Raw genomic sequence first — 24,163 nt, forward strand, 5'->3', positions numbered from 1 at the left:
AAAAATAGCAGATAGTGCAGGATGGAAAACTTAATACAAAACATTAGTTTTCAATTTTAAAACACAATCTGACCAACACAATATTTAATTATGAGTAAAAAGATTACATTCCCTTACCATCCTCAATTCCCTTCTGTAGCCGATTTAAGAAAAAAAGCAAAATCAAGAATCCCTAAATTTGCTTTTGATTACCTGGAGGGTGGTTGTAATGAGGGACTTAATTTATCGAGAAACGAGAGCGACTTCGATAATATTTACCTTAAACCGAATTACTTACGTGTTGGTGGAGATATCGACATGTCGGTTGAACTTTTTGGCCGTAAATACAGTGCGCCATTTGGCATTTCTCCGATTGGTTTACAAGGTTTAATGTGGCCCAATGCACCTGAAATTCTGGCTAAAGCAGCGGCCAAACATGATATCCCCTATACACTCAGTACAGTATCTACCAGTAGTATCGAACGCATTGCAGAAGTTTCAGAAGGAAAAGCCTGGTTTCAGCTTTATCACCCTACTGAAAACAAACTGCGGGATGATATTTTATCAAGGTTAAAAGCAGTTGAGTGTCCGGTTTTAGTGGTACTGGTAGATGTTCCTGCCTTTGGATTAAGGTATAAGGAAATTAAAAGTGGTCTTTCTATACCGCCTAAAATGTCGATAAGTAATATTTTACAGGCCTTCGCAAGACCTTTATGGGGGATTAAAACACTTCAGCATGGCATCCCTTCATTTGCTACCTTAAAGCCCTACATGGAAAAAGGAATGGATATGTCGCAGCTCGGACAGTTTATGAACAGAACATTTACTGGGAAAGTTGATATTGAAAAAGTTTCCGCCATCCGCGAAATCTGGAAAGGCCCCTTGGTATTAAAAGGCATCGCTACCGACGAAGATATGCAGGCAGCCATACAAATTGGTGTTGATGGGGTTATTGTTTCGAATCACGGTGGGCGACAAATTGATGCGGGTGAATCATCGATCAATTCTTTAATCAAACTTGCCGGAAATGAGATTTACAAATCAAAACTCAAAATCATGTTGGATGGAGGAATCCGTTCGGGTGTTGATTTGGCAAGGGCACATGCAGTAGGTTCTGAATTCAACTTTATGGGCCGTCCGTTTATGTATGGCGTTGGCGCATTGGGTGATGAGGGCGGTGAACATACGATCAATATGTTTAAAACCCATTTGTACCAGATTATGCAACAACTCACCATCGAAAAAATTTCACAATTCCCTGAAAGGTTATTGGAAGTATAAAAAAGGCTGTATCAATCAACCTTGCTTTCTCAGAAGTTTGTCACGTTGAGCCTGTCGAGAAACGCCCACATAATATAATGGTTGTTTTATACAGGCTACTATTTAACAGATTCCAATATAAAAATCGTCATTGCGAGGAACGAAGCAATCTTAATGCTCACGTTAGTAGCGGTCGTTTTAAGATTGCTTCGTCGGCTGAAGAAGCCTTCTCGCAATGACGATTCCTGATAGCCTACAGTTCGATAAAAATTCTCCTGCCAGCTATATTGATTTTTATAAAATAAATCACTTCTACCATTGACGTTATTTTATAATTATTATTAATCAGCACTCTAACTACTTTAGTATTTCCGCCCAGCTAGGCCATAGCACTATATCCCCGTTCTGCTTAAATCCGGCCTAACAAATTTTTCGGGCTGCACTGCCTAAGCCGACCTATTAGCTTCAAAAGAAAACGGCGAAGCCCTCATGAATGCAGCTGAAAGTTATAAACAACAAATGAATAAATTTTCAGCCGGTGTTTTTTGTTTTTTCATGGGCCTTTATATTTTCAACAGCATTCAAGCTAGCTCTGCTGGTGTTTTTGACACCAAAAAGAAAGAGCCCTTCGGCGGCGGTGAGCCGAAGCAAGACCGCGCCGTAGGGCAAGGAAAAACAATTGTACATCGCTCATATTGATTTATAAAATAAATCAACCCTCAGATAACAATTCAATATTTATGATACAGCTTTAACCTTATTTCGAAAACTTGTAGGTGGTACTCGTTTTATATGTTTCGCCTGGTTTAAGTACGGTTGAAGCAAAATTCGGGTGGTTTGGTGCATCAGGGAAGTGTTGCGTCTCTAAACAGAAAGCCGAACGGTGCGGGTAAGATTTACCACCTTTACCATCCTTATCCGCCCCGGTTAAGAAATTACCACTGTAAAACTGTAAGCCAGGCTCGGTGGTGATCACTGATAAAACAATCCCGGTTTTAGTACTTTTTACCACAGCTACCGGTGTTTTACCATCATGGTGGGTTAAGGCAAAGTTATGGTCGTAACCTTTACCAAATTTTAATTGCTCGTCGTTATCGCCAATTTGTTTACCAATTAGTTTTGCTTTGTTAAAATCGAAAGCAGTACCTGCAACAGGTTGCAATTTTCCGGTTGGAATCAGGGTCGAATCAACTGGTGTGTAAGTATTGGCATCAATCATCAGTTCGTGATCCAAAATGGTACTGTCGCCTTCACCGTTTAGGTTAAAATATGCGTGGTTAGTCAAGTTTACAATAGTCGTTTTGTCGGTAGTAGCCGCGTAATCAATTTGCAGTGAATTATCGTCGGTTAAAGTATAGGTTACTTTCACATCCAATTTACCAGGATAACCAGCTTCGCCATCGTTAGAAACGTAACTCAATTCAAGCTTCGTACTATCCACTTGTTTTGCATCCCATACTTTGCCGAAAAAGCCATCAGTACCGCCATGCAAGGTATTTACGCCATCGTTAAGCTGTAACTGGTATTCTTTTCCATCTAAAGTAAATTTACCTTTGCCAATGCGGTTTCCGTAGCGACCAATCAATGCGCCGAAAAATGGTTCACCTTTTTTACGGTAAGCACCCACGCTATCGTAGCCGAGTACCACATCGGTTAATTTGTTGTTTTTATCTGGCACCAATAAGGAAACTATCCTACCGCCGAAATTGCTGATCGATACCGAAGCACCTTGTTTGTTTTTCAACGTGTAAAGTTTAACTGCTTTACCATCAATGGTCGCGCTGTATTTTAACGAATCTTGCTGTGTACTACTTGTTGCACCTTTATCGGTTTTAGGATTACATGCACTAAAAGCAAGGGCTACACACAAGGTAGCCAATGGTAATGCCTTAAGAAATGGTTTTTTCATCAGTTATTATTGTTTTAAGTTGATGAAGCAATCGTGAATTTTACCTGGCAAAACTCCTGATGCTTGCATATAGATTTATTTTTGGTTACAGCTAAAGTAGTAAAAATAATTAACGTCAGGTTAACGATTATAATATTATTTCTGTTAATATTGATCATCATTCCCAACATCAAAAAAAATCATATAATTTAGCAACACTATGCACGATTTTAATTTCAAGCCCAAAGCGCTTCTTTTTGATTTAAACGGAACCATGATTAACGATATGGAATACCATACCTTAGCCTGGTACAGTATTATGACGGAAGATTTAGGTGCAGCACTAAATTACGAAAGTGTAAAGAAAGAAATGTACGGTAAAAACCACGAAGTAATGGAGCGTGTTTTTGGTAAGGATAAGTTTAGTCCTGCAGAAATAGAACGCCTTTCGGCAGATAAAGAAAAGCGCTACCAGGAAGGGTATTTGCCGCATCTGGCCCTGATAGCTGGTTTGGATAACTTTTTAGAGCGGGCTAAGACTGCGCAGATTCCGATGGCCATTGGCTCTGCAGCCATTCCTTTCAACATTGATTTTGTGGTTGATGGTTTAAACATCCGTCATTACCTGGATGCCATTGTAAGTGCTGATGATGTACAAATGAGCAAACCCGATCCGGAAACCTTTTTAAAGGCTGCAGCTGCCCTGGGTGTTGCACCGGCCGATTGCCTGGTTTTTGAAGACGCACCTAAAGGCGTAGAATCAGCTTTGAACGCAGGTATGAAATGCCTGGTATTAACGACTACACATAGCCTGGAAGAATTTGATGGTTATCCAAATATTTTGGGCTATATTACCGATTACAATGATGCTAAATTAAATCTGCTTTTTTAAAACATGAAAAAATATCTAAATCAAAAACCTGTATTGGTTGCCGTAGACTGTATTATTTTTGGTTACGACGGCGAACAATTGAAACTTTTGGTTATTAAAAGGGCCATTGAGCCAATAAAAGATCAATGGAGCTTAATGGGCGGTTTTATTGGCGAAAACGAAAACCTGGATGGCGCTGCGAAGCGAATCCTTTTGGAGCTCACAGGACTGCACGATGTATATTTAGAGCAGCTGCATGCTTACGGTAGCCCCGACCGTGATCCGATTGAGCGCACGGTATCAGTAGTGTATTTTGCCCTGATCGATATCAATAAATACAGTAAACAGATTAATGATCAGTTCCATGCCGAATGGTTTACACTTAAAGAAGTACCTGAACTAATTTTCGACCATAACGTTATGGTTAAAGCAGCGATGGATAAAATCCGTTACCAGGCCGCCCTCCACCCTGTTTTGTTTGAGTTATTACCCAAACGCTTTACCATACCACAATTGCAGGCTTTATATGAACAGGTTTACGATACACCGATTGATAACCGCAACTTTATCCGTAAAATTACAGCCAGTGGTTTATTAATCAAACAAGCGGAAAAAGATAAATCGAACTCCAGACGTGGTGCCTTTTATTTTAAACTGGATAAAAACAAACATAAAGCACAGTTTCAATCGTTTTTGAACTTTATACCCAAGTCGGTTAAATAATAAATTCGGGTAAGCACCCCCCTATTTAGCTTGTTCAACTTTTTATTTTTAAAAGATGAAAATTATTTTTGGCGCTTAGCCATTTTAAAATCAACAGGTTACAAACCGATAACATTATTTTAACAATAAAGGCCTAAAACATTTTGTAAAAACATTTGCAAAGAAAGGATTTATATCTATATTTGCACCTCCTTAAACAAAAGGAAAATGATTCCGTAGCTCAGCTGGTAGAGCATTACACTTTTAATGTAGTGGTCCTGGGTTCGAATCCCAGCGGGATCACAAAAAACCTCACATTTCTGTGAGGTTTTTTTGTTTTATCCCCCTTGGGATTCGAACAGAAGCACCGGCATGGGTTCGATTTGTAAAAGGCTCAGGGCCGGCTTCTGAGTTTTGCAGGTCTGGGCCAATCCCACCGCAATCACACCAAATACTATCAAAATGTATAAAACCTTGCAATCGCACGATTAGCAGGTTTTTTGCTTTTATGGAATTGCCAAAAACCGCAGGAATTCACAAAAATTGGTGAGTGATTCGGTGAGTAGTTTTACAAAGTGACATACTCACTGAAAACGACATAAGTCATTGACTCGCATAAAGTTAAATTATTGAACGACTTGTTCCCCCTTAGGGCACAAATTTCAGTAAAAACAATACAAATATCCTGAATTCGTCTTACCTGCCATCAATTCGTTAATTCGACCTTTATACCATAATTTAAAATTAAAAAAATGAGGAAGACAATTTTAATAACTGGAGCAAGCAGTGGGTTAGGAAAAGAAACGGCAAAACTATTTCAGCGGAAAGGTTGGAACGTTATTGCCACCATGCGTAAACCTGAAAGTGAAACTGAATTAAATCTCTTAGAAAATGTTCTGGTAACCAGACTGGACGTTTTGGATTTAGATTCTATTGAAACTGCGGTAAACAAGGGAATTGAAACATTTGGAAGGATTGATGTCCTACTTAATAATGCGGGTTATGGTGCCTATGGTCCTTTAGAATCTTTTTCAAGAGAACAAATCATCCGTCAGTTTAATACAAATGTGATTGGCCTTTTAGATGTTACCAAAGCATTGCTGCCACATTTTCGTGGAAATAGCAGCGGAACAATCATTAACATTTCTTCTATTGGAGGCAAAATGGCGTTTCCGTTAGGAGCGCTGTACCACGGAACTAAATTTGCTGTGGAAGGCATTTCTGAATCCTTGAAATATGAAGTTTCAGAATTTGGAGGTAAAGTAAAGATTATCGAGCCAGGTGCTATCGCTACTGACTTTACGGGCCGTTCTCTTGATTTTAGCAACAATGAAACTTACACAGAATACCAACCCTTTATTGGAAAAATCATGTCAGCTATGCAGACCTTATTTCAAAATGCTTCACCGGCAAGTGTTATTGCGAATGTCATTTACCAGGCAGCTACAGATAATACTACGCAATTGAGATACATAGCAGGCGAAGATGCGGAATTTATGATCGCAAATCACAAGCAGAATGATGATGAATCTTTTGAGGCAGGAATAAAAGCCCAATTCGGAATTTAGTCCCATTAACCTGATTATTGGAACCATTGCACTGGTAATGGCTTCAATAATCATCATATTTACGAAAATCCCTATGACATGATAAGTAAAATTATTCATTTACAAACGATCTCTGAGATATTTTTACTATTCGGACTTGGTAGCGATATCCACCATCCTCTGGTTGGCGTGGTAGACTTTAGCAAAGTGAATCAGCAAATAGACTGTAAAATAAAAATGTCTGCAGATTACTACTCAATCATGTTCAAAAACTACCCCGATAATAAAATCAAGTATGGTCGCAAGATCATTGATTTTCAGGATGGTAGTTTAATCTGCATGGCACCCAATCAGGTCATCGAAATTGACAATGATGAGCAAGCGTCAGAAAACATAATGGGTTGGGGATTATTCTTTCATCCTGATCTAATCCGGACAACTTCCTTAAATGACAAAATGAAGGACTACAGCTTTTTTTCTTATGAAACTTCCGAAGCACTTCATTTGTCCGAAAAGGAAAAGCATGTGTTATATGACTGCATATCCAAAATTAACACTGAACTTGAAGAAAATATAGACGTACACAGCCAAAACATTATCGTTTCCACGATTGAATTGCTGCTCAATTATTGCAGCCGTTTTTACGGACGGCAATTTATAACAAGGAAGAGTTCCAATAATTCAGTTCTCGTTCAGTTTGAGAAAATTCTCACCGAATATTACAACCTCGACAATAAACAAGAAAAGGGCTTGCCTACTGTAAAATACCTATCCGAAAAGGTGCATTTATCACCTGGATATTTAAGCGATTTACTCAAAAAAGAGACTGGTAAAAATACTCAGGACCATATTCATTTTTATTTAATTGAGGAAGCTAAAAGCAAGCTGATAAGTACAAATAAATCTGTTAGTGAGATCGCATATGAATTAGGCTTTGATTATCCTCAATACTTTAATAAACTATTCAAGCAAAAAACAGGGAAAACTCCTATCGAATTCAGGAATATGAATTGATGCTAGCAATGAAAAAAGAATCATAAAAATCAAGAGAACGTTTTGCAGATTAAGTAGTGGCTATTACATATCAGTACAGATCATAGGTCATAAACCAGTTTTATCGATTTTATGACCAAATCGTCCTGGTTTTGCTTTCAACATCTTCATCCATTCTGACTGGACATAAAATTGATCATGATCTTTGATTAAAATAAATTCAGGGTTCAGGCTTTTACCTGTTTGATAATCAGATAAATTTTTAAGATGAAGTTATTTGTTTTATTGCTCTCTGGGATTCAGAACAGAAAAGCGCCGGCCTGGATTCTATTTGAAGTTGTATACCAATTCAGCAACATTATCAGATCCCTATACAAATATGGTTCAATCAGAAACAATTAATCTGAATTTACGCGATTCGGTGGAGAACATTGCTTTGGCGACTAAATTACATGTCTTTTATTATATTCGTTTCAAAAAAGCGCTCCTAATGAAAAAAATCCTTATACTCTTATCAATCCTTATTAAATTCACCTTTGGCTTAGCTGCGCAATCCACCATAACGCCGCCCCTGGAAAGCTATCTGGGCATTTACAGCAGCAAAAAATCGTCACTCAAAATAACCATCAGCAAAAATGATACGACATTAATAGCCCAGGCAAATGGACAGAATGCATTTCCGCTGGAAGCCCGTGCCAAAGATCAATTCATGTATTATAAAGCCGGTATTGAGTTGTTATTTGATACTTCCAAAGGTGAAATGACAGTGAACCAGGACGGTGACATATCTTTGTTTATCAGGGATAACTTTACACCTGTGATGGGAATTGCACAAAACTCCACAATCTATCAGCCTGAAGATATGCAGGCAGATCTCAATAAATTTAAAGGTGCGCTTATCAAAACACATCCGGGACTCTACACAAATCAATCACCAGAGAAATTTGAGAAAACGGTAGACAAATTAATGTCGGAAACTTCCAAACCTTTGCAGGCAACAGATTTTTACAAAATTGTACTTAAAATGATTGCCACTATTCATGATGATCATACAAGTGTAAAGGCTTTTAACCATCTGGGCGATATTATAGCTAATCAAAAATGGCTACCCTTTCAAATTTACGTTAAAGATGAGCGGATTTTCGTAGTAAACAACTTAAGTAATCTGCAAATTCCGGAAGGCTCTGAAATTCTGGCAATAGACGATCATTTAAGTAATGAGATTTTATCTGAAATTTTGAAACATTTTTCTTCCGACGGTATAAGCGAATCTCCTACACTACATAAATTAGGAGTTTCCTACTTTACCCTATTTGGTAAAATATATCCGCAGATCTTTGGAGAAAAAGTATCTTACAATATTTCCTACCGGGATTATAAGTCTAATAAAATTTTAACCGCACAAGTGGAACCACTCTCTGAACAAAATTACATAGCACTGAAAGAAAAACGTTATCCATTAACGATCCCATCGGCAGATGCTTTTAATTTTACCCTCAATAAGCAAAGAAACCACGCTATTATAAAGATCAATCGATTTTTCAAAGACAGTTTCCATGAACCTGAAAATACATTCCCTGATTATTATAAAAAATGTTTCAAAGAAATTTCTGCTAACAAAATTAAAAACTTAATTATCGATTTAAGAGATAATAGTGGTGGTAAGGCAGGGAATGCCGCTTATTTACTTCAATACTTTATTGATAAGCCGATAATTCCAGCTAAAGAAAAAATTACACTGGGAAATGATGAATACTTTTTGAAAACAACCGGGGTTAAACTTAGATTAAATGAAGACTATGGCTTGGCCAGGCAAATGAATGGAACTTTTAAGGTGACTAAATACGATGCCTTACGTGAATTGGAGAAATTTGATCCAATAGAAGAATATCATTTTAACGGAAAGTTAGTGGTGCTGATTAATGGCGGAGTGGTTTCTGCTGGTGGTACAGCCGCAGGACTTTTCAAAGAGTACACGAATGCTATTTTGGTCGGACGTGAAACGTCCGGATATGCCGGAACTGGTAATGGCGTCCAAAAAATATCAATATTGGGTGGCCATACTGAAACTGCCATTACAATACCGCTTTTACATGGCGTATATGCAATAAACCCAATTATACAGAAAAGAGGAGCCATTCCTGATTATGAAATATCAAATTCTGTTCAGGACGTATTAGAAAACAGGGATGCAGCCATGGAATTTGTATTTAAAAACCTGTTGAAGATAAAAACTAAATAAAAAATGGCCTTCGAAGTAAAGAACTTTCAATATTTGTCACCTCATTCATCAGCCAAATTAATTATGCGTTTTAAATCTGACACACAGTGGTTCGGGAAAATGTCAGAGAAGTTCACAGAAAACCTTTCAGAAATGTGAGTTTTTTTTTGTTTATCCCCTCTGGAATTAAGAACAGAAGCGCCGGCCTGGGTTCGATTTGTAAAAAGCTCATGACCGGGTTCGGGAATGCGGGAATGAACCAATCCCAGCGAGATTACACCAAAGAATATCAAAATTTATAAACGCCTGCAATTGCAAGATTAGCAGGGGTTTTGCTTTTAGGGAATTGCCAAATCTAAAACCGAAGGCTTTTGTTTATGAAAACAGGGTTTATTTTTACAGTTTAAACTTCAACAAGCATTTTACCCTCATTGTTTCCTGAGAAAAGGCCGATAAAAGCTTCAGGCAATTTGTCAAATCCTTTAATTATGGTTTCCCTGTAATGAAGCTTACCTTCGTTTATCCACTGTTCCAGTTGCTTTCTGCCTTCCGGAAAACGCTGTGTATAGTCGCCGATTAAAAATCCCTGCATCAATAATTTTTTATAAACAATCAGGGGTAGTAACTTTAATCCACCTACGGCCTCCTTATTATTATAACTGTCAATGGAACCACATACCACCACCCTGCCGTAATCGTTCATGCGGCTAATCACTTCATCCGAAACAGCACCACCCACGTTATCAAAATAGATGTCAACTCCTTCCGGGCACAGATCATCTAATGTCTGCCCAATGTTTGCATTTGTTTTATAGTTAATTGCGGCATCCATTCCTAAACCAGATACGATAAAATCTGTTTTCTCATCACTTCCTGCAATACCGATAACCTTGCAGCCAAATATCTTCCCTATCTGACCCGCGATGCTGCCTACTGCGCCTGCAGCACCTGAAACCACTAATGTTTCCCCTGCTTTGGGCTTACCTATTTCACTTAATGCAAAATAGGCAGACAGACCTGTAGATCCCAACACACTCAGGTAGGCGCTTAATGGAAGGCCCTGCTCGCTGATTATGCTAAAATCGTTGCCGTTGCATACCATCCGGTCTCGCCATTGCATATAGCCCATTACGATATCACCCGGTTTGAAATCTTTATGCTCCGAACTGATCACCTTGGCGATACCGCGCGAAATGATGATATCGCCAACATTAATCGCCGGTGGATGCCCCCCGGCCATAGCCACCCTAAGGTATGGGTCAACTGAAATAAAGATTGGCCTGAGTTCGATATCACCTTCTCTTAACGGGCGAAGTTCTTCTGTCTCGAATTTAAAATCATTTGCTTGTGGTACTCCCTCCGGCATCTTAGCCAGCCTGATTAAATTACTTTTCATTACCATTGGATTTGATTAAATACCATAATTTCCGGTAAGCGCTTTCTTTTCAATGCTTTTTGCAAAAAGAGGGGTTTCTTCATGATTATGTGCGTCAGATGCTACTTGCCGGTCATGGGCAGCTTGCTCAAGTGTAATATTGTGTGCTTTCATAAACGCAAAGAACTCAGGCGTTGCCGTGGCATGAATTTCATTGGTGTAATCACAGCGGTTATTATCCAGTTTGGTCACTTTCAGCTCCCAAAGTACCTGCACTTTACTTCTGCCATTTGGTGTTATCGAATCAGATACTGATAACATGCGGCAATAATCGGCCCGGTATTCGGTAGCCACATAGTGTTGAATGATGAGCGCGTTTCCAATGGTTTCCACATTGATAGACATAGGTTCGCCATCAATCGTACGGGTAAAGCCAGCCGCAATGTGGGCGGTAGAACATTTTTGATATTCTGCATCCGGAAGGTTAAACAGCCAATCGGCGATATTTACCATTTCAATTGGTGCGTTAATAACTGCTTTTACAACAGAATGTGAAAGTGCGTTTTCGGAGGTTTGTTTAATTTCCATATTTTTTTTTAGTTTGACAAGTCAAAGATCAAGATAAATTCATTATCGTCTAAACACTTATTTTCGATAAAGTTGATCGTTAAAACCGATTAACTCATTATATTTGAAAATGGAACTACGCCAACTCAAGTACTTTATTAAAGCCGCTGAATTACAAAACTTCACCGAGGCCTCCAACGGGCTCTTCATCACCCAAAGCACTTTATCGCAACAAATTAAACAACTCGAAGACGAACTTGGTATCCCATTATTCGACCGTATTGCAAAAAGGGTACGGCTAACGGAAGCTGGAAAAACTTTCCTCCCCTTTGCCATAAAAACGGTAAAGGATGCCGAGGATGGAAAAAGTATGTTGAAGGATCTGATGAACCTTGATATTGGAACCCTAACCATCGGGGTTACTTATGGCCTTACAGACTTGTTAACCAAAGCGATACTCGACTTTTCCAGCAGCTACCCGAATATTCATTTACAAATAGGTTTTGGCACTACGCAGGATTTATTAAGCAAACTTGAACAGGGCCGCCTCGACCTGATGTTATCTTTTTCACAGGAGGAAAAAGCCGGGAGCTATAATACAGAACCACTGTTTTCTTCATGCCTGGCACTTATTGTGCATCAAAGTCATCCGGTGGCATTACGAAAACAAATCAACATCAAACAGCTGGAAAGCCTGCCATTGCTTTTGCCCTCCGGTGGTTATAGCATCCGCAATTATCTTGATGGGCTATTGGATAAACACGATTTGTCCCTCAATATCAAAATGGAAGTAAATGATATCAATGCGCTTTTACAGTTGGTGAGCAGTGGCCGCTGGGCAACGATCCTAATGGGGTCATCCATATTTAATTACCCTTCTTTAAAAGCCATTAAAATAACCGGTGAAGGAATGAACCGGCTTGCCACCGTGACCTGGCCGACGGGTTCTTATCGAAAAAAAGCGGCTCGCTTATTAATGGAAATATTAAAAGATCATGCGGCAGATTATCATGTCAACAATTAATAAAAAGCTACATCAGCGAATACCATGTATGGACTTTCATTATAAAGACAGCTTAATCTAAGACAGAACATTACAGGTTTGATACGTTAATTAGTTATGCTGACTCCTCTGTTAACCTCATTAGCCTAATTCTTTTTACCCGAAATATCTCGACATAAAAGATTTAATTTCATGTAGACATAAATATTCATAGTTAAATTGATATGTGTATTTAAAAAAATACATAAAACAATAAAATCAGGATACGTTTTTTTGTGATTATATATTTACTAGATTATGTTTAAAATGTTTTAGAATACTTAACCTTTCTTTTGGGCATTTTAGCCAGCCTCATAGTGGATTCTACCCATTATATATTGATAACGAGAAACATATTTAACCAAAAGGGATTGATTTTTGATTACTAGTTATTAATAACATAAAATATTTTTCATTTAAAGACGTAATAGATGTGATATAAATTAAAATAACATTTATTTACATTAAGCATCGTATTGGATGTACATGAAGCATATTTAAAGGCTAAATGATCTTGAATTCAAGTATAAAAGATAGCCTTATTCGCATACATGTTAATCTAATTAATAATTAACCACTCATGGAAAACAAACTCATTACCGAAATTAATATTGGAGATAAGGCGATTAATCATTTCTCCTCATTTACTTTACAGCAGGAATTTAACAGTCACCATTTTTTCCAATTGCGCTTTAACCACGATCAGATGGGGGCGCCAGGCTTAATCAGCCTTGATGATAGCCGTGATTTTGTAGGTAAAACCTTAACCGCATCGTTTGGATATTCACAGGAACAGCTTCAAAATTTTTCAGGTTTAGTTACCCGGGTAGAACTGGCGCAAAGCCATGGCTATCACGGTGTGTTAATTGTAAGTGGTTACAGTCCGACGATTTTAATAGACCGCGGCGAAGATTTAGGTTCCTACCTGGATAAAGATTTAAACGACATCGTTAAACTGGCTACCAGTGATACCCCCGCCAACGATTTAAAAATTGTAGCCAATGCCAGCCGTAAAACCAGCATTGATTACCTGATTCAGTACAAGGAAAGCGACTGGGAATTTCTGAACCGCTTATCAGGAGAATACCACGAATGGCTGTATTATGATGGGCAACAACTCAATTTCGGAAAGCCCGATCAGCAAAAAGATATTGCCCTATTTTATGGCCGCGATGTACAGAACCTGCAATATGCCATGGAGGTTTCGCCCATTAAGAATAAACGCTTTGCCTATAATCCCAAACAGAATAAAATACTGGAAAGCGAAAGTATTGGACAAACGGACGGCAACCCTGATTTGGCACATGCCATTCAGGCATCGAACATGATGTACAGTAAAACATTTAATCAGCCCGCAATGATCAGGGTTGATAACGATGGCGACATTAAAAGCCATGTAGAGAATGAGGAAAAGGCACACATCAGCGAGTTATTAAAGGTAAACGCCAGTGGCGATAATGCCGAACTGGGGATCGGTACACTGGCCGAAATTACCATGAGCATCAGGCAGGAGATTGCTTTTGCTACCCAAAGCCTGGGCCGGTTTTTAATTACCAGCATCACCCACAACCTGGATGGTACAGGAAAATACCACAACACTTTTGAAGGAGTAGTTTCCACTACCGAGCGGATCCTGGTGAAAAATTACGATAAGCCCAACCCGGATATGCAACTGGCCGATGTAATTGATAATGATGACCCTCAGGGACAAGGCCGGATTAAAGTGCAATTTAAATGGAAATGTTTAACCAATGATGTTACTGAATGGCTGCGGGTAATTACACCAGATGCAGGTAGCAGTGATAAAGTAAGTAAAAACAGGGGCTTCGTGTTCATTCCGGAAAAAGGAGATCAGGTAGCCGTTACTTTTGAAGAGGGCAATATTGCAAGACCTATTGTTTTAGGCTCAGTTTTTCATGGGGAAAGTGGTAGCGGTGGTAGTGCAAGCAATAATAGTAAAAGCTTAACCTCAAAAAGCGGACACACCGTTCAGCTGGATGATGGAGGAGGCATGACCATAAAAGACAAGGATGATAACTTGATTGTGCTGGATGGAGAAGGAAATATCAGCATGCACAGTAAAGTTAGCATCACCATTAGTTGCGGTGAAGGTGAAAGTGCTGCAAGCGCAATTAGCCTTGATAAAGATGGAAATATTTCGATGAAAGCTAAAAATATAACCGCTCTGGGTTCTGAATTGATTTCCATGGGTTCGGGCGCAGCAAAAGGAGATAGTTTTAATGGATCTGGCTTTTCATTAGATCCAAAAAATGTGAGTATAGGTGCCAAAGATAAGCTGAGCCTATCAGGTGAAAAAAGCGTGGAAGCTGGTTCAGAAGGTGGAACAATTAAGTTAAAATCAACGGGCGATACGATAATTGCCGGGAAAAACGTAAACATCAACTAGGCTATAAATGGAGCGTAACGCTATTATGCAAAGGGTAATGATGCTTTCCGAGATGTGGACAGAAGCATTACACAAATATCCAAATGTAACTACATTTGCCTGGGTTGGTTCTTCTTCTGTAGAATTCAAGACAATCAAAGGATTTGTAATGTTCCAAACATCCTATGAGAAAACATTACAAGACACAATCTTATGTTTGGCTCAGCCTTTCGAACCTGAAATTCAATCTTATGGCGCCAGAATAATTGGTGATTTGCAACAGTATTTTAATGAATGGAATAAAGATCCAGCACTTACCGAAACAACAGGCTTAATAGAATGGCAGCCAACCGCCAGGACAGAAAACGTTAACGAAAGTGAATGGTTTGTTGAAAATATGAATTTATTGGCTTTAGCACTAAAAATTTCAACGGATAACGAAAAACTTGTGCTGGCTTTGTTTCCAAGTGCATTAAATGATGTAAAAGCCTTTAGCAATTGGATTGAATTGTTGATGAATGAGAAAATCGATCTACCAATTCGCATCATGTTATACGAGTCCCGTGATTCGATGTATTTCGAAAGTTTATCTAAAAAACGTTCTAACGAATTTAAATATCTGTATCCCGACCTGGATATTGCCGGAGCAATGGATCAGATCCTGGAAGATACAAAAGCGGCGAAAACTTCACCGGAAGAAAGGGAAATGGTCAGTTTTCAGCAGTCATTAATTAAAATGAATGAAGCCATTGGATACAGAGATGAAGAACAGGTACATTATTATAGCGATACCTGTCTTAAAATAGCGCAGAAATACCGCTGGGCAGCTCAACAGGCATTGGTTCATTTTTTTGAGCACACATTCTATGCATCAGTAAATAAACCTGAAGAAGCGCACCATGCCATTGATAAAGCGATAGCAATTGTACAATCCGAAAAAAATAATATTAAAGATCAAACACCATATCAATACTATATCGCCAAAGGAAATTTGTATTTCATGAGCAGTAAGTTTGAAGAAGCTGCGGCTGTTTATAATAACTGTTTAACATTAAATAGTAATGAAACCAATACCTTATTACTTGCCGGTATTTATCAGATGCTGGCTAATAGCTTAAGAAAAAGTGCCGGTAAAGAAGAAGCCAGAAATTGCTTTATAACCGGTTGGGAGTTACTGGCACAGGATCAACAAATGGAGTTAAAAGATAATACTATGGCTATGTTTTACGCAAAGGATATGCTGAGTGTAGCAGATCAGGCGATGTTAAATAAATACCATCCCGTAATGGATGAACTATGGGGACAAAACTGGAGAAATAATTTAGATAATCAATATAAAGAACTTACCAAAGCTAAATAACATGAATACTAATAATGCCATATGGCTTGGTGCCATTTTTATCATCATATCCATCATTTATACCGGCTGCAGTTATTTTAAAAAGGATAATGAAACCGACATCAAATATAAAAACTATGTGGAAGCAAGGGCGGTGATAGATGAAAAAATGCCGGTTCGTATCACCAGATATGGCGCCAAACAAGCCAGGTATAACATTACGATTATAGCTGCTAATGGGGAAAAAATCAGCCGCTTTAACTGTGAGTTGGGTGGCGAGTATAATGAGAAGGATACAATAACGGTATATTATGATCCAACCAATGCTGATAGTGAGGTTAAGACTAGCCGACCATAATTTATAATCTTATATCCTATGGCATTTAAAATAGAAAATAATCCGATAGTGCTGCCAGCCTCTGTTGATCCACAACCGGCGGCAAAACATTTCGATATCGTTCTGGGGCTTGATTTCCATGTACTAAAGGTGCCCTGGCCGATTACGCCCTGCCCTATTACCCCCTTTGCGGCGTTAATTTTTGATCCGATGGATTATATCCACTTTACGCTTCCGGCAATGCCCGTGTACGCTGAAGGTTCATTTACAATTGCTAAGGATGTGCCAATGGGCGGCACGGTATTAATTAACGGATGTTACAGGGGTGCAGCGCAGGGAGCGCTTTGGGGTATGCCTTCTGTACCGCCTATAATGGGCAAACTTAAAGGTTTGGGTAAAGCGGTCAAAGCCTTAAATTTGCTGCATTCGGTAATCCCCCACCCTTTATTCCTGCTGCCAAAATTTTTCCACCCCCATGAGGGGCAACTCTCTCACGGCAGTAAAACCGTGATTACCCAGGGCATGTATCAAAGCACTTTTTTATGCCGGGCATATTCCTGTCAGGATATAGGGAAAATTTTGTACAACAATCCCACCGGGGGCTTTTATTTAAATTTTTTAACTGCCGTTATGGTCGTTCTTCCGCTAGGGAGGCCTGTTATTATTGGCGGTCCAAAAGAAGAGCAACCGCTTACATTTGCAGATTTAGTGAATAGCTTAATGTTTATGGGCCTTATGCATGGACTTAAGTTTGCCATAAAAATGCTGGGTAAACTGCTCACCAAACTAATGGCAAAAATTGAAGCTAAGTTTCCGGGCTTTAGCAAGTTTAGAAATGCGGTACAACCTTTTGTTTGTAAATATTTAGGTGAACCGGTAGATGCAGCCAGTGGCCACATGGCCAGTTATTTAGAAGGTTTTACCTTGCCCGGGCCAATACCTTTGGTATGGGAGGCAAATTATTACAGCGACAGCCAGTACAACGGCCCTTTGGGCAAGAACATTTACCACAGTTACGACATTACCCTGCTGATCAATGAAGCAGATAAAATGGTTGTAATGAACGATACTGCAGGCCGGCCAGTTGTGTTTCCTATTTTACAACCGGGTACCAGCTTTTACAACCCCATAGAAAAATTTGAGCTACACCGAGATGAGCAGGGTGAATATTTTATTGGCAGTAAAGATGGTTTGTTTTATTATTTTAATGCACCGCTGGCCAATGCGAACAACCATGGCCTCTTACGCAGCATTGCCAATAGAAATGGCTTTGCCATCAGGTTTAGTTATAACGAACAAGGACATTTAATTCAAATTAAAGATAGTGCAGATCGAATAATTACGGTAGAAAGTAACGAAGAAGGATTAATTACCGCACTTGTTCTGCCAAATCCAGGTATTGCCAATAGCAGTCTCACCTTTCAGGCGGTGAGGTACACTTACACCAGCGAAGGCAACTTAAATGGCCTCTACAATGCTGAAGGCTTTAGAAATCGTTTTGCCTGGAAAGACAGGTACATTACAGCCCGCAGTTTTAATGATGGCACCATATTTACGTTCGAATATGACGATAAAGGAAGGTGTACCGCAGCCCTTGGGCCAAATGGTTTGTTTAGCTATACCTTTGTATATCAAAATGGGCTAACCCTGGCCACCAACAGTTTGGGGCACACCAGAAACTACTACCATAAAAATGGCATCGTTACTAAAATTGTAAACAGCAATGGCGGCGAGCAGTTATTTACTTATGATGATTGCAGTAATTTAATCGCCACCAGCAACGAGCTGGGCATAGCCACCACCTACCAATACGATGATTATGGAAACCTGACCGAAGTTAACTTACCGGGGCAGGGAGCTGTAACCATTAAATACAATAAACTTAACAAACCAACCGAAACCACCTTGCCCAACGGAGGGCTGTGGCAGTATGAATATGATGATGCCGGTAATTTAATCAGCAAAAAGAACCCTGCAGGAGGCACAACAGGTTATACCTATAACCATGATGGTTTAATCAATACCATTAGTAATGTGATGGGGCAGGTTACGCAATTGTACTACGATACCGATTATAACCTGCGTGGCGTAGAATTGCCAAACCAGACACAAATAAGCTACTATTACGATGCCTTGGGCAGGTGCATAGAAATTAAAGATGCGCTTAACAATTTCCAGTATAGAAAATACAACCTATCAGGCAAGTTAACGGAACTAAAAGATACCGATGGCAACCTGCATCGGTTGGTTTACGATAGCATGGGCAATGTTATTGAAGCAAACAACAGGCATAGCCAGGTAAAACTGGCCTACAACTTTTTTGGCGATGTCATCAATCGTACCCAGGGCAACACCAACATTGCTTTTTTATACGATAAAGAAGGACAGCTTACCCAGGTGATTAACGAAAACAATGAAAGCTACCGCTTCGAATTGGATAGTGAAGGTAATGTGCTTACCGAAATAGGTTTTGATGGCCTTACCCGCCAATACCTGCGTAACGAAGCCGGGCAAGTAGTACAAACTACCCTCCCCAACGGACAGCAGCAAGGCTACGAATACACCCCTGCAGGCCAACTCAGTACAATTTACTACCATGCCGATAACAGCACGGAGCAGTATGACTATGATGCCATGGGCAACCTGATTACGGCCACCAATAACCTGGCTACGGTACAGTTACAGCGTGATGTAATGGGCAATATTATACAGGAAAGCAGCAACCAGCATAGTTTAAACAATACCTTTAATTTATTGGGGCAACGTACGCATTTAAAGAGCAGCCTGGGTGCCGACCTTAACTTAAAGTACAATGCCCAAATGAACTGGGTGGAGCAAATTAATGCCAATGGCTGGCAGGCCGATATCAAATACAACCATGCCGGGCAAGAGGTACAACGCAGCACCACAGGTAAAGTAGAACAGCACAACAGTTATGATGATGCCGGGAGGCTTAGCCAGCAAACGGTACAGCAGGGAAATAAAAGACTGCAGCGCCAGTACAGTTGGAACGGAGATCGGTTAACGGCCATTAGCGATAGCAGTACAGGCAGCAAAACCTTTAAGCACGATGTACATGGCAACCTGGCCGAGGTAATTTATGGCGATGGCACGGTAGAATTTAGAATGCCCGACGCTGTGGGCAACCTGTACCAAACGCCAGAACAAAAAGACCGCAGATACGATAAGGGTGGGCGTTTGTTAAAAAGCAGAACTGCCGCCTACAGCTACGATGCGCTGGGTAATTTAATTAAAAAAGAAGAAAGGAATGGCCAGGTGTGGCACTACAGCTGGAATGCCGCAGGCATGCTGGTTAAAGTTACCCGACCCGATGGCCACGAGGTGAACTTTGGCTACGATGCTTTGGGAAGAAGGATTTTTAAAAAATTTAAACAAACCATTACTAATTTTGTATGGGATGGTAATAAGCCACTGCACGAATGGAAAGAGTTTGACACTAAGGATAGCACGACCGATGATTTAATAACCTGGGTATTTAATCAAGGTAATTTTGCACCAGCGGCCAAAATAAAAGGCAATAAAAAATACAGTATTATTGCAGATCATTTGGGCACACCCATACAAGGTTATGATGATGAAGGTTCTTTAATGTGGCAGAGGGAAATAGATAGCTACGGCAATGCTAAAATGCAGGTTGGCGAAGCAGGTTTTTGCAACTACCTCTATCAGGGCCAAACTTTAGATACCGAAACCGGTTTAGCTTATAATCGTTTTAGGTATTACGCGCCGGAAGAGGGGATGTATATCAGTCAGGATCCGATAAGGTTGAGAAGCGGAGAAGCAAATCTATATTCTTACGTAAGTGATGTTACATTAAGTGCGGATATATTTGGATTAGAAACTTGTAAACTTACTGCGGAAGAGAAACGAAAATTAAGGGAAATGTATCCGGATGATGAAATGACTAGGCCACATGATCATCATATCGTTAGAGAAAATGCACCGACAAACTGGGATGATCAACATAGGCAGTATATTTTGGATTCACAAAAGATTCTGGACAACAATGGTATTGGGTTGAATGATGATATGCGCAATTTCACAAGAGCGGAAAATGGAGGTGGGGCACATACTAAAGAAGCCGCAAAGCATGTATGGGAAGAATTAAACCAAAGTACTAACGTAGAGCAGACGCTTAAAGATTTGGCTGGGCAAATGAATCAGGGAATATTTTTTTAGATAATCAATATGAACGAAAAAATCAATGAATTAAATGAGGCTATTAAATCCGGAGAATTAAAAAATGTCAAGATAATTATTGAAAATTCTCCGGAGCTAATAAAATCTTACACGGGAGTATTAGAAAGCCCAATGCATTTTAGCGCAAGATATGGTACTAAAGAAATTACAGAGTATCTATTTTCTATTTCAGGCTATCCGATAGACAGCTCAAAATCGGGTTACGAGACAGCATTAACAATTGCCGCTGGTGCCGGTAAACTTGAATTGAGTGAATGGTTATTAGGAAATGGCGCTAATGTTAATGGTCTGGGTGTAAACCTACTCTCTCCCTTAATGAGTGCAGTAATGGGTGGGCATCTTGATATAGTAAGATTATTAGTGAAGAATCGAGCGGATGTCAACCGAATGCATGTAAGGACAGGCTTATTGCCATTAGATTATGCAAAATCAAGAGGATTCAAAGAAATAGAAGAGTTTCTTTTCTCACAAGGAGCAAAAGGTCATTATAAGCTGCCGGAGTGGGTTGATGGTAACGTGAAAGGGAGTGGAATACTAGAGCATGTTACCTTGAGATTGGGGAAAATTTTACCAGTTGATATCACCTCTAAAACTGATATTTCTCCTGTTGTATTAAAAATGGTTCCTGTCAACAATAAAAAAAACCGTGTACTTTTCACTTTCGGGCTTTTCGAGTTCCATAAGCCAATGCTGGAATTATTTATAGTTCTTCCCGAATATTGGAATTTTTACGATCAATCAGCTTCCAATCAATTTCCCATAATATTCTTGAGTAAGTTGGTTGAAGAAATTAAATCGGGAAGAAAAATTGCGGAAGGAGATTATTTACTTAGAGAAGAAAAAGTATTTGAAGGACTTGAATGGCCACCCGGGATTGCTGGATTATTTATCAGTGATGTAAAATGGAAATCACCAAAGAATGCCGATCAAGCTGATAAAAAAATACAAAATGATGAAAAAGTTTTCCTTTTTACTTTGATACCAATTCGAGCCACAACGGGAGGATATTCCAAGATGTCACTGGAAAAAAGCAGAGATGCAGGCTGGGCCAAATTAACCTTAAATATTTAATCGATATTATAAAGACGCTTAATAAACACTTTATACAATCAACTAGGCACACCAACAGCGCTTTATGATGATGAAGGCTTAAGCACCCTGGCGTATTGAGTTGGATAGTTATGGAAAGCAAGGTTAAATACAGGTAGTTCATTAACAGAGTGCCAATTTAGGTATCAAGGGCAATATGAAGATGCAGAAACTGGCTTGTATTATAACAGGTTTACATATTACGCGCCTGATGAGGGAATGTACATTAGCCAAGACCCGACTGGGTTAAATGGTGTGATAACTTTATAGGGTATGTGAAAAATGTAAATGGTTGGATAGCCCCCATTCGGCTTAGCTGTATGTAATGACAATCAAAAAAGCCAAGAGAAATCTGAATGAGAAGTTAGAAAAATGAAGAAAGCAGCCAATATTATAGAATTTAAGAATTATTTTTTCGAAGGTATTTATGAATTACTGACTAAAGATCAATTTAAGCTTTTAAAATCAAAAAATACATTTGAACTCAAGACAAAATTGCATTTAAAATCTGTAGAGATCTATTTTTATAAGCGACATGATTTTATAGAGATTGAAACTAAAGCATATTTCGGTAATTATGAGGTTGATAATTTGCTAAAATCGACAGGAGTGAAATATTTAAATTTTGATATATGTGGTGGAAGTATTTCGCACATATGCACTACTTACTTTAATGAAGCATTTCCTGAAAAATATGAAAATTTAATTTATGATATAAACGAAGACATATCACCAGTTATTAGTGCTTGGAAAACGTACTATGAAAGGTATATTAAAAATTTTTTGAATGATTGCACGAACCCTATTCTGCTTAATCACATTGTAAACGATGTTGATATGCATGTTACAGGGCTAAATTTAAGTTACGAAAATCGTGTTCTAAAAAGTATACCTGTTGCATTGCTAGCAAATTTATCAAATGAGAATTTAGAGAAATTAGTAGAAGAATATAGTAATGCACTAATTGAGAAAAAAGCAAAATATTCAGATAAATTTGAGGTAGTAAAGAATAAATTACTTATAGATATTAAAAAATAACTCTAATTATAGTTTAAATCGAAATTTAAAAATGGCTTTGCTTAATTTTTACAATTAACATGTTGTTTGCTTTTTTAAAACCAACTAAATTAAAACTACAGAATAATGCAAAAGGCGTTAAACATTCAATTTTTTTCAATGCCAGGAGAATTGAGTGACATAATCCTTAATTGGGTCAATGAGTTTTCCCTCAAGATGGTCGTAATTAGCAAATATGATGAAAAATTTGTCATCACAAAAAATGACGAATTAGCAGATGAAAGCATTAATAATTGTACCGTTGCTTTATCATTAGGTGCAATTGATACCAGCGCAACGAATTATAATGTTTTTAGAGAAAGAAACCCTAATTGTCTATACATGGACATTGGGTTTTATAATTCCAATGAGCTTCATGAATCTTGGTTACATTCACTTAAAATATTAAATGATCAATCATCTTACAGTCTGTGGCTAAAGCTATCTAATAGATTAAGGAAAAATCTAACTTCTGGTGGGTATGCTATTTTGTTATCCACAAATGAAAAGAAATTCTCGAAAAATATTAAATATTCAACTTCTGTAGAAAATATGGTATCAAGTGGCCTTAAATTATTTCACAATAAAATTAAAACTATCGAATACGTAATTTCATAATATGTTGAAGATAGTATTTTAAGCCAAGGCAAAAATATTTTGAGGATGCTCACGAGAAAAAAACAAATGAATTAAAAGGTGGGTGTAAAAAATAATATCATATTCGAAGATGGCAAAAATTGAATTAAAACCTAAAGATAAAAGTAGACGTCAAAAATTTGAACCAGGTTATATTTTTAGTATAAATATGCATAATGGCAAATTTGGTTTTGGAAGATGTATATCAAAAGTTAGTATAGGACATATTGTTGAGATATTTAATTATATATCTAAAAATCAAGAATTTACAACTAAAATAACAGAAATCAGGATGTTTGATCCCATCCCTATTGACTCATATTCTTTGATAAGAACTTCAAGGGAAGGTGATTGGACGGTTATAGGTAAAACAGACAATTATCAACCGACAAATATTGAAGATATCAAATATACTTATGGATCTGGGCCTAAAAGAAAACTAGTTGATATTAAAGGCAATATTACAGAAATAAGTGAAAATGAATCCAAAAAATATCCTTATTACAGTCCTAAGGGTGATTTAGATGTTATAGAAATGATAAACAATTCAATTTCTAAATAGATTTTTTGATATTATTAAGCCAACTAGAAAAAATCAAAATGGTACTTAGATATGATCGACAACCTGTTTGTTTAGTTTCAAAGTAAGCAAAG

19 protein-coding genes, 1 tRNA gene and 1 pseudogene are annotated in these 24,163 nt (G+C 38.4%); 18 read left to right on the forward strand and 3 right to left on the reverse strand.

The genetic code is table 11. The features are described 5' to 3' along the window. Nucleotides 1-90 precede the first annotated feature (90 nt). Nucleotides 91-1,260 carry an alpha-hydroxy acid oxidase gene (locus tag KYH19_RS11040; protein ID WP_219078733.1) on the forward strand — a complete coding sequence of 390 codons (1,170 nt, stop codon included), beginning with the start codon at nucleotides 91-93 and terminating at the stop codon, nucleotides 1,258-1,260. 468 nt (nucleotides 1,261-1,728) lie between these two features. After that, nucleotides 1,729-1,938 (forward strand): hypothetical protein, encoded by a 210-nt coding sequence (locus tag KYH19_RS11045; RefSeq protein ID WP_219078734.1) that lies wholly within the window; start codon nucleotides 1,729-1,731, stop codon nucleotides 1,936-1,938. Nucleotides 1,939-1,996: 58 nt separating this feature from the next. On the opposite strand, the gene KYH19_RS11050 is transcribed toward KYH19_RS11045, so the two are convergent. Next, nucleotides 1,997-3,148: an aldose epimerase family protein gene (locus tag KYH19_RS11050; RefSeq protein ID WP_219078735.1), complete on the reverse strand. Its 1,152-nt coding sequence runs from the start codon at nucleotides 3,146-3,148 to the stop codon at nucleotides 1,997-1,999. A 199-nt stretch (nucleotides 3,149-3,347) separates the two neighbouring features. On the opposite strand from KYH19_RS11050, the gene KYH19_RS11055 reads away from it, so the two are divergent. The 6 genes from KYH19_RS11055 to KYH19_RS11080 all read left to right on the forward strand — a co-directional run bounded on the left by KYH19_RS11055 (nucleotide 3,348) and on the right by KYH19_RS11080 (nucleotide 9,482). Continuing rightward, nucleotides 3,348-4,019, forward strand: a complete 672-nt coding sequence (locus KYH19_RS11055; protein ID WP_219078736.1) for an HAD family phosphatase — start codon at nucleotides 3,348-3,350, stop codon at nucleotides 4,017-4,019. A gap of 3 nt (nucleotides 4,020-4,022) precedes the next feature. Continuing rightward, a complete protein-coding gene (locus tag KYH19_RS11060; protein WP_219078737.1) occupies nucleotides 4,023-4,721 on the forward strand; it encodes an NUDIX domain-containing protein in 699 nt (232 codons plus the stop codon). A gap of 209 nt (nucleotides 4,722-4,930) precedes the next feature. Next, nucleotides 4,931-5,003 (forward strand) — tRNA-Lys (locus tag KYH19_RS11065). A gap of 449 nt (nucleotides 5,004-5,452) precedes the next feature. Beyond that, on the forward strand, nucleotides 5,453-6,268 hold the full coding sequence (locus KYH19_RS11070; protein ID WP_219078738.1) for an SDR family oxidoreductase: 816 nt from the start codon (nucleotides 5,453-5,455) through the stop codon (nucleotides 6,266-6,268). 78 nt (nucleotides 6,269-6,346) lie between these two features. Beyond that, on the forward strand, nucleotides 6,347-7,261 hold the full coding sequence (locus KYH19_RS11075) for an AraC family transcriptional regulator (RefSeq protein ID WP_255562623.1): 915 nt from the start codon (nucleotides 6,347-6,349) through the stop codon (nucleotides 7,259-7,261). A gap of 469 nt (nucleotides 7,262-7,730) precedes the next feature. Then, on the forward strand, nucleotides 7,731-9,482 hold the full coding sequence (locus KYH19_RS11080) for a S41 family peptidase (RefSeq protein WP_219078739.1): 1,752 nt from the start codon (nucleotides 7,731-7,733) through the stop codon (nucleotides 9,480-9,482). A gap of 382 nt (nucleotides 9,483-9,864) precedes the next feature. On the opposite strand, the gene KYH19_RS11085 is transcribed toward KYH19_RS11080, so the two are convergent. Further along, complete coding sequence (locus KYH19_RS11085; RefSeq protein WP_219078740.1) at nucleotides 9,865-10,857, reverse strand: NADP-dependent oxidoreductase; 993 nt, start codon at nucleotides 10,855-10,857, stop codon at nucleotides 9,865-9,867. Nucleotides 10,858-10,872: 15 nt separating this feature from the next. Next, nucleotides 10,873-11,424, reverse strand: coding sequence for a hypothetical protein (locus KYH19_RS11090; RefSeq protein WP_219078741.1), 552 nt, complete (start codon nucleotides 11,422-11,424; stop codon nucleotides 10,873-10,875). A 109-nt stretch (nucleotides 11,425-11,533) separates the two neighbouring features. Here KYH19_RS11090 and KYH19_RS11095 point away from each other — a divergent pair, with 109 nt between their 5' ends. The 10 genes and pseudogenes from KYH19_RS11095 (at nucleotide 11,534) to KYH19_RS11140 (ending at nucleotide 24,071) form a co-directional block, all read left to right on the forward strand. Further along, nucleotides 11,534-12,427 carry a LysR substrate-binding domain-containing protein gene (locus tag KYH19_RS11095; RefSeq protein WP_219078742.1) on the forward strand — a complete coding sequence of 298 codons (894 nt, stop codon included), beginning with the start codon at nucleotides 11,534-11,536 and terminating at the stop codon, nucleotides 12,425-12,427. A 598-nt stretch (nucleotides 12,428-13,025) separates the two neighbouring features. Continuing rightward, nucleotides 13,026-14,852 carry a type VI secretion system Vgr family protein gene (locus KYH19_RS11100; protein WP_219078743.1) on the forward strand — a complete coding sequence of 609 codons (1,827 nt, stop codon included), beginning with the start codon at nucleotides 13,026-13,028 and terminating at the stop codon, nucleotides 14,850-14,852. Between the two features lie 7 nt (nucleotides 14,853-14,859). Beyond that, nucleotides 14,860-16,191: a hypothetical protein gene (locus tag KYH19_RS11105; RefSeq protein WP_219078744.1), complete on the forward strand. Its 1,332-nt coding sequence runs from the start codon at nucleotides 14,860-14,862 to the stop codon at nucleotides 16,189-16,191. 1 nt (nucleotide 16,192) lies between these two features. Next, nucleotides 16,193-16,528, forward strand: coding sequence for a hypothetical protein (locus tag KYH19_RS11110; protein ID WP_121288075.1), 336 nt, complete (start codon nucleotides 16,193-16,195; stop codon nucleotides 16,526-16,528). Between the two features lie 18 nt (nucleotides 16,529-16,546). After that, entirely contained in the window at nucleotides 16,547-20,707 is a 4,161-nt protein-coding gene (locus KYH19_RS11115; RefSeq protein ID WP_219078745.1) for a DUF6531 domain-containing protein, read from the forward strand. Between the two features lie 9 nt (nucleotides 20,708-20,716). After that, nucleotides 20,717-21,799: an ankyrin repeat domain-containing protein gene (locus KYH19_RS11120; RefSeq protein WP_219078746.1), complete on the forward strand. Its 1,083-nt coding sequence runs from the start codon at nucleotides 20,717-20,719 to the stop codon at nucleotides 21,797-21,799. A gap of 156 nt (nucleotides 21,800-21,955) precedes the next feature. Further along, a pseudogene (locus KYH19_RS24365) lies at nucleotides 21,956-22,087 on the forward strand (RHS repeat-associated core domain-containing protein); the annotation flags it as partial. 102 nt (nucleotides 22,088-22,189) lie between these two features. Then, complete coding sequence (locus KYH19_RS11130; protein WP_219078747.1) at nucleotides 22,190-22,855, forward strand: hypothetical protein; 666 nt, start codon at nucleotides 22,190-22,192, stop codon at nucleotides 22,853-22,855. Between the two features lie 105 nt (nucleotides 22,856-22,960). Further along, nucleotides 22,961-23,491, forward strand: a complete 531-nt coding sequence (locus KYH19_RS11135; protein WP_219078748.1) for a hypothetical protein — start codon at nucleotides 22,961-22,963, stop codon at nucleotides 23,489-23,491. Nucleotides 23,492-23,600: 109 nt separating this feature from the next. Next, nucleotides 23,601-24,071 (forward strand): Imm26 family immunity protein, encoded by a 471-nt coding sequence (locus KYH19_RS11140; RefSeq protein ID WP_219078749.1) that lies wholly within the window; start codon nucleotides 23,601-23,603, stop codon nucleotides 24,069-24,071. Nucleotides 24,072-24,163: the final 92 nt, after the last annotated feature.

This window comes from Pedobacter sp. D749 (assembly GCF_019317285.1).
Classification (GTDB): domain Bacteria; phylum Bacteroidota; class Bacteroidia; order Sphingobacteriales; family Sphingobacteriaceae; genus Pedobacter.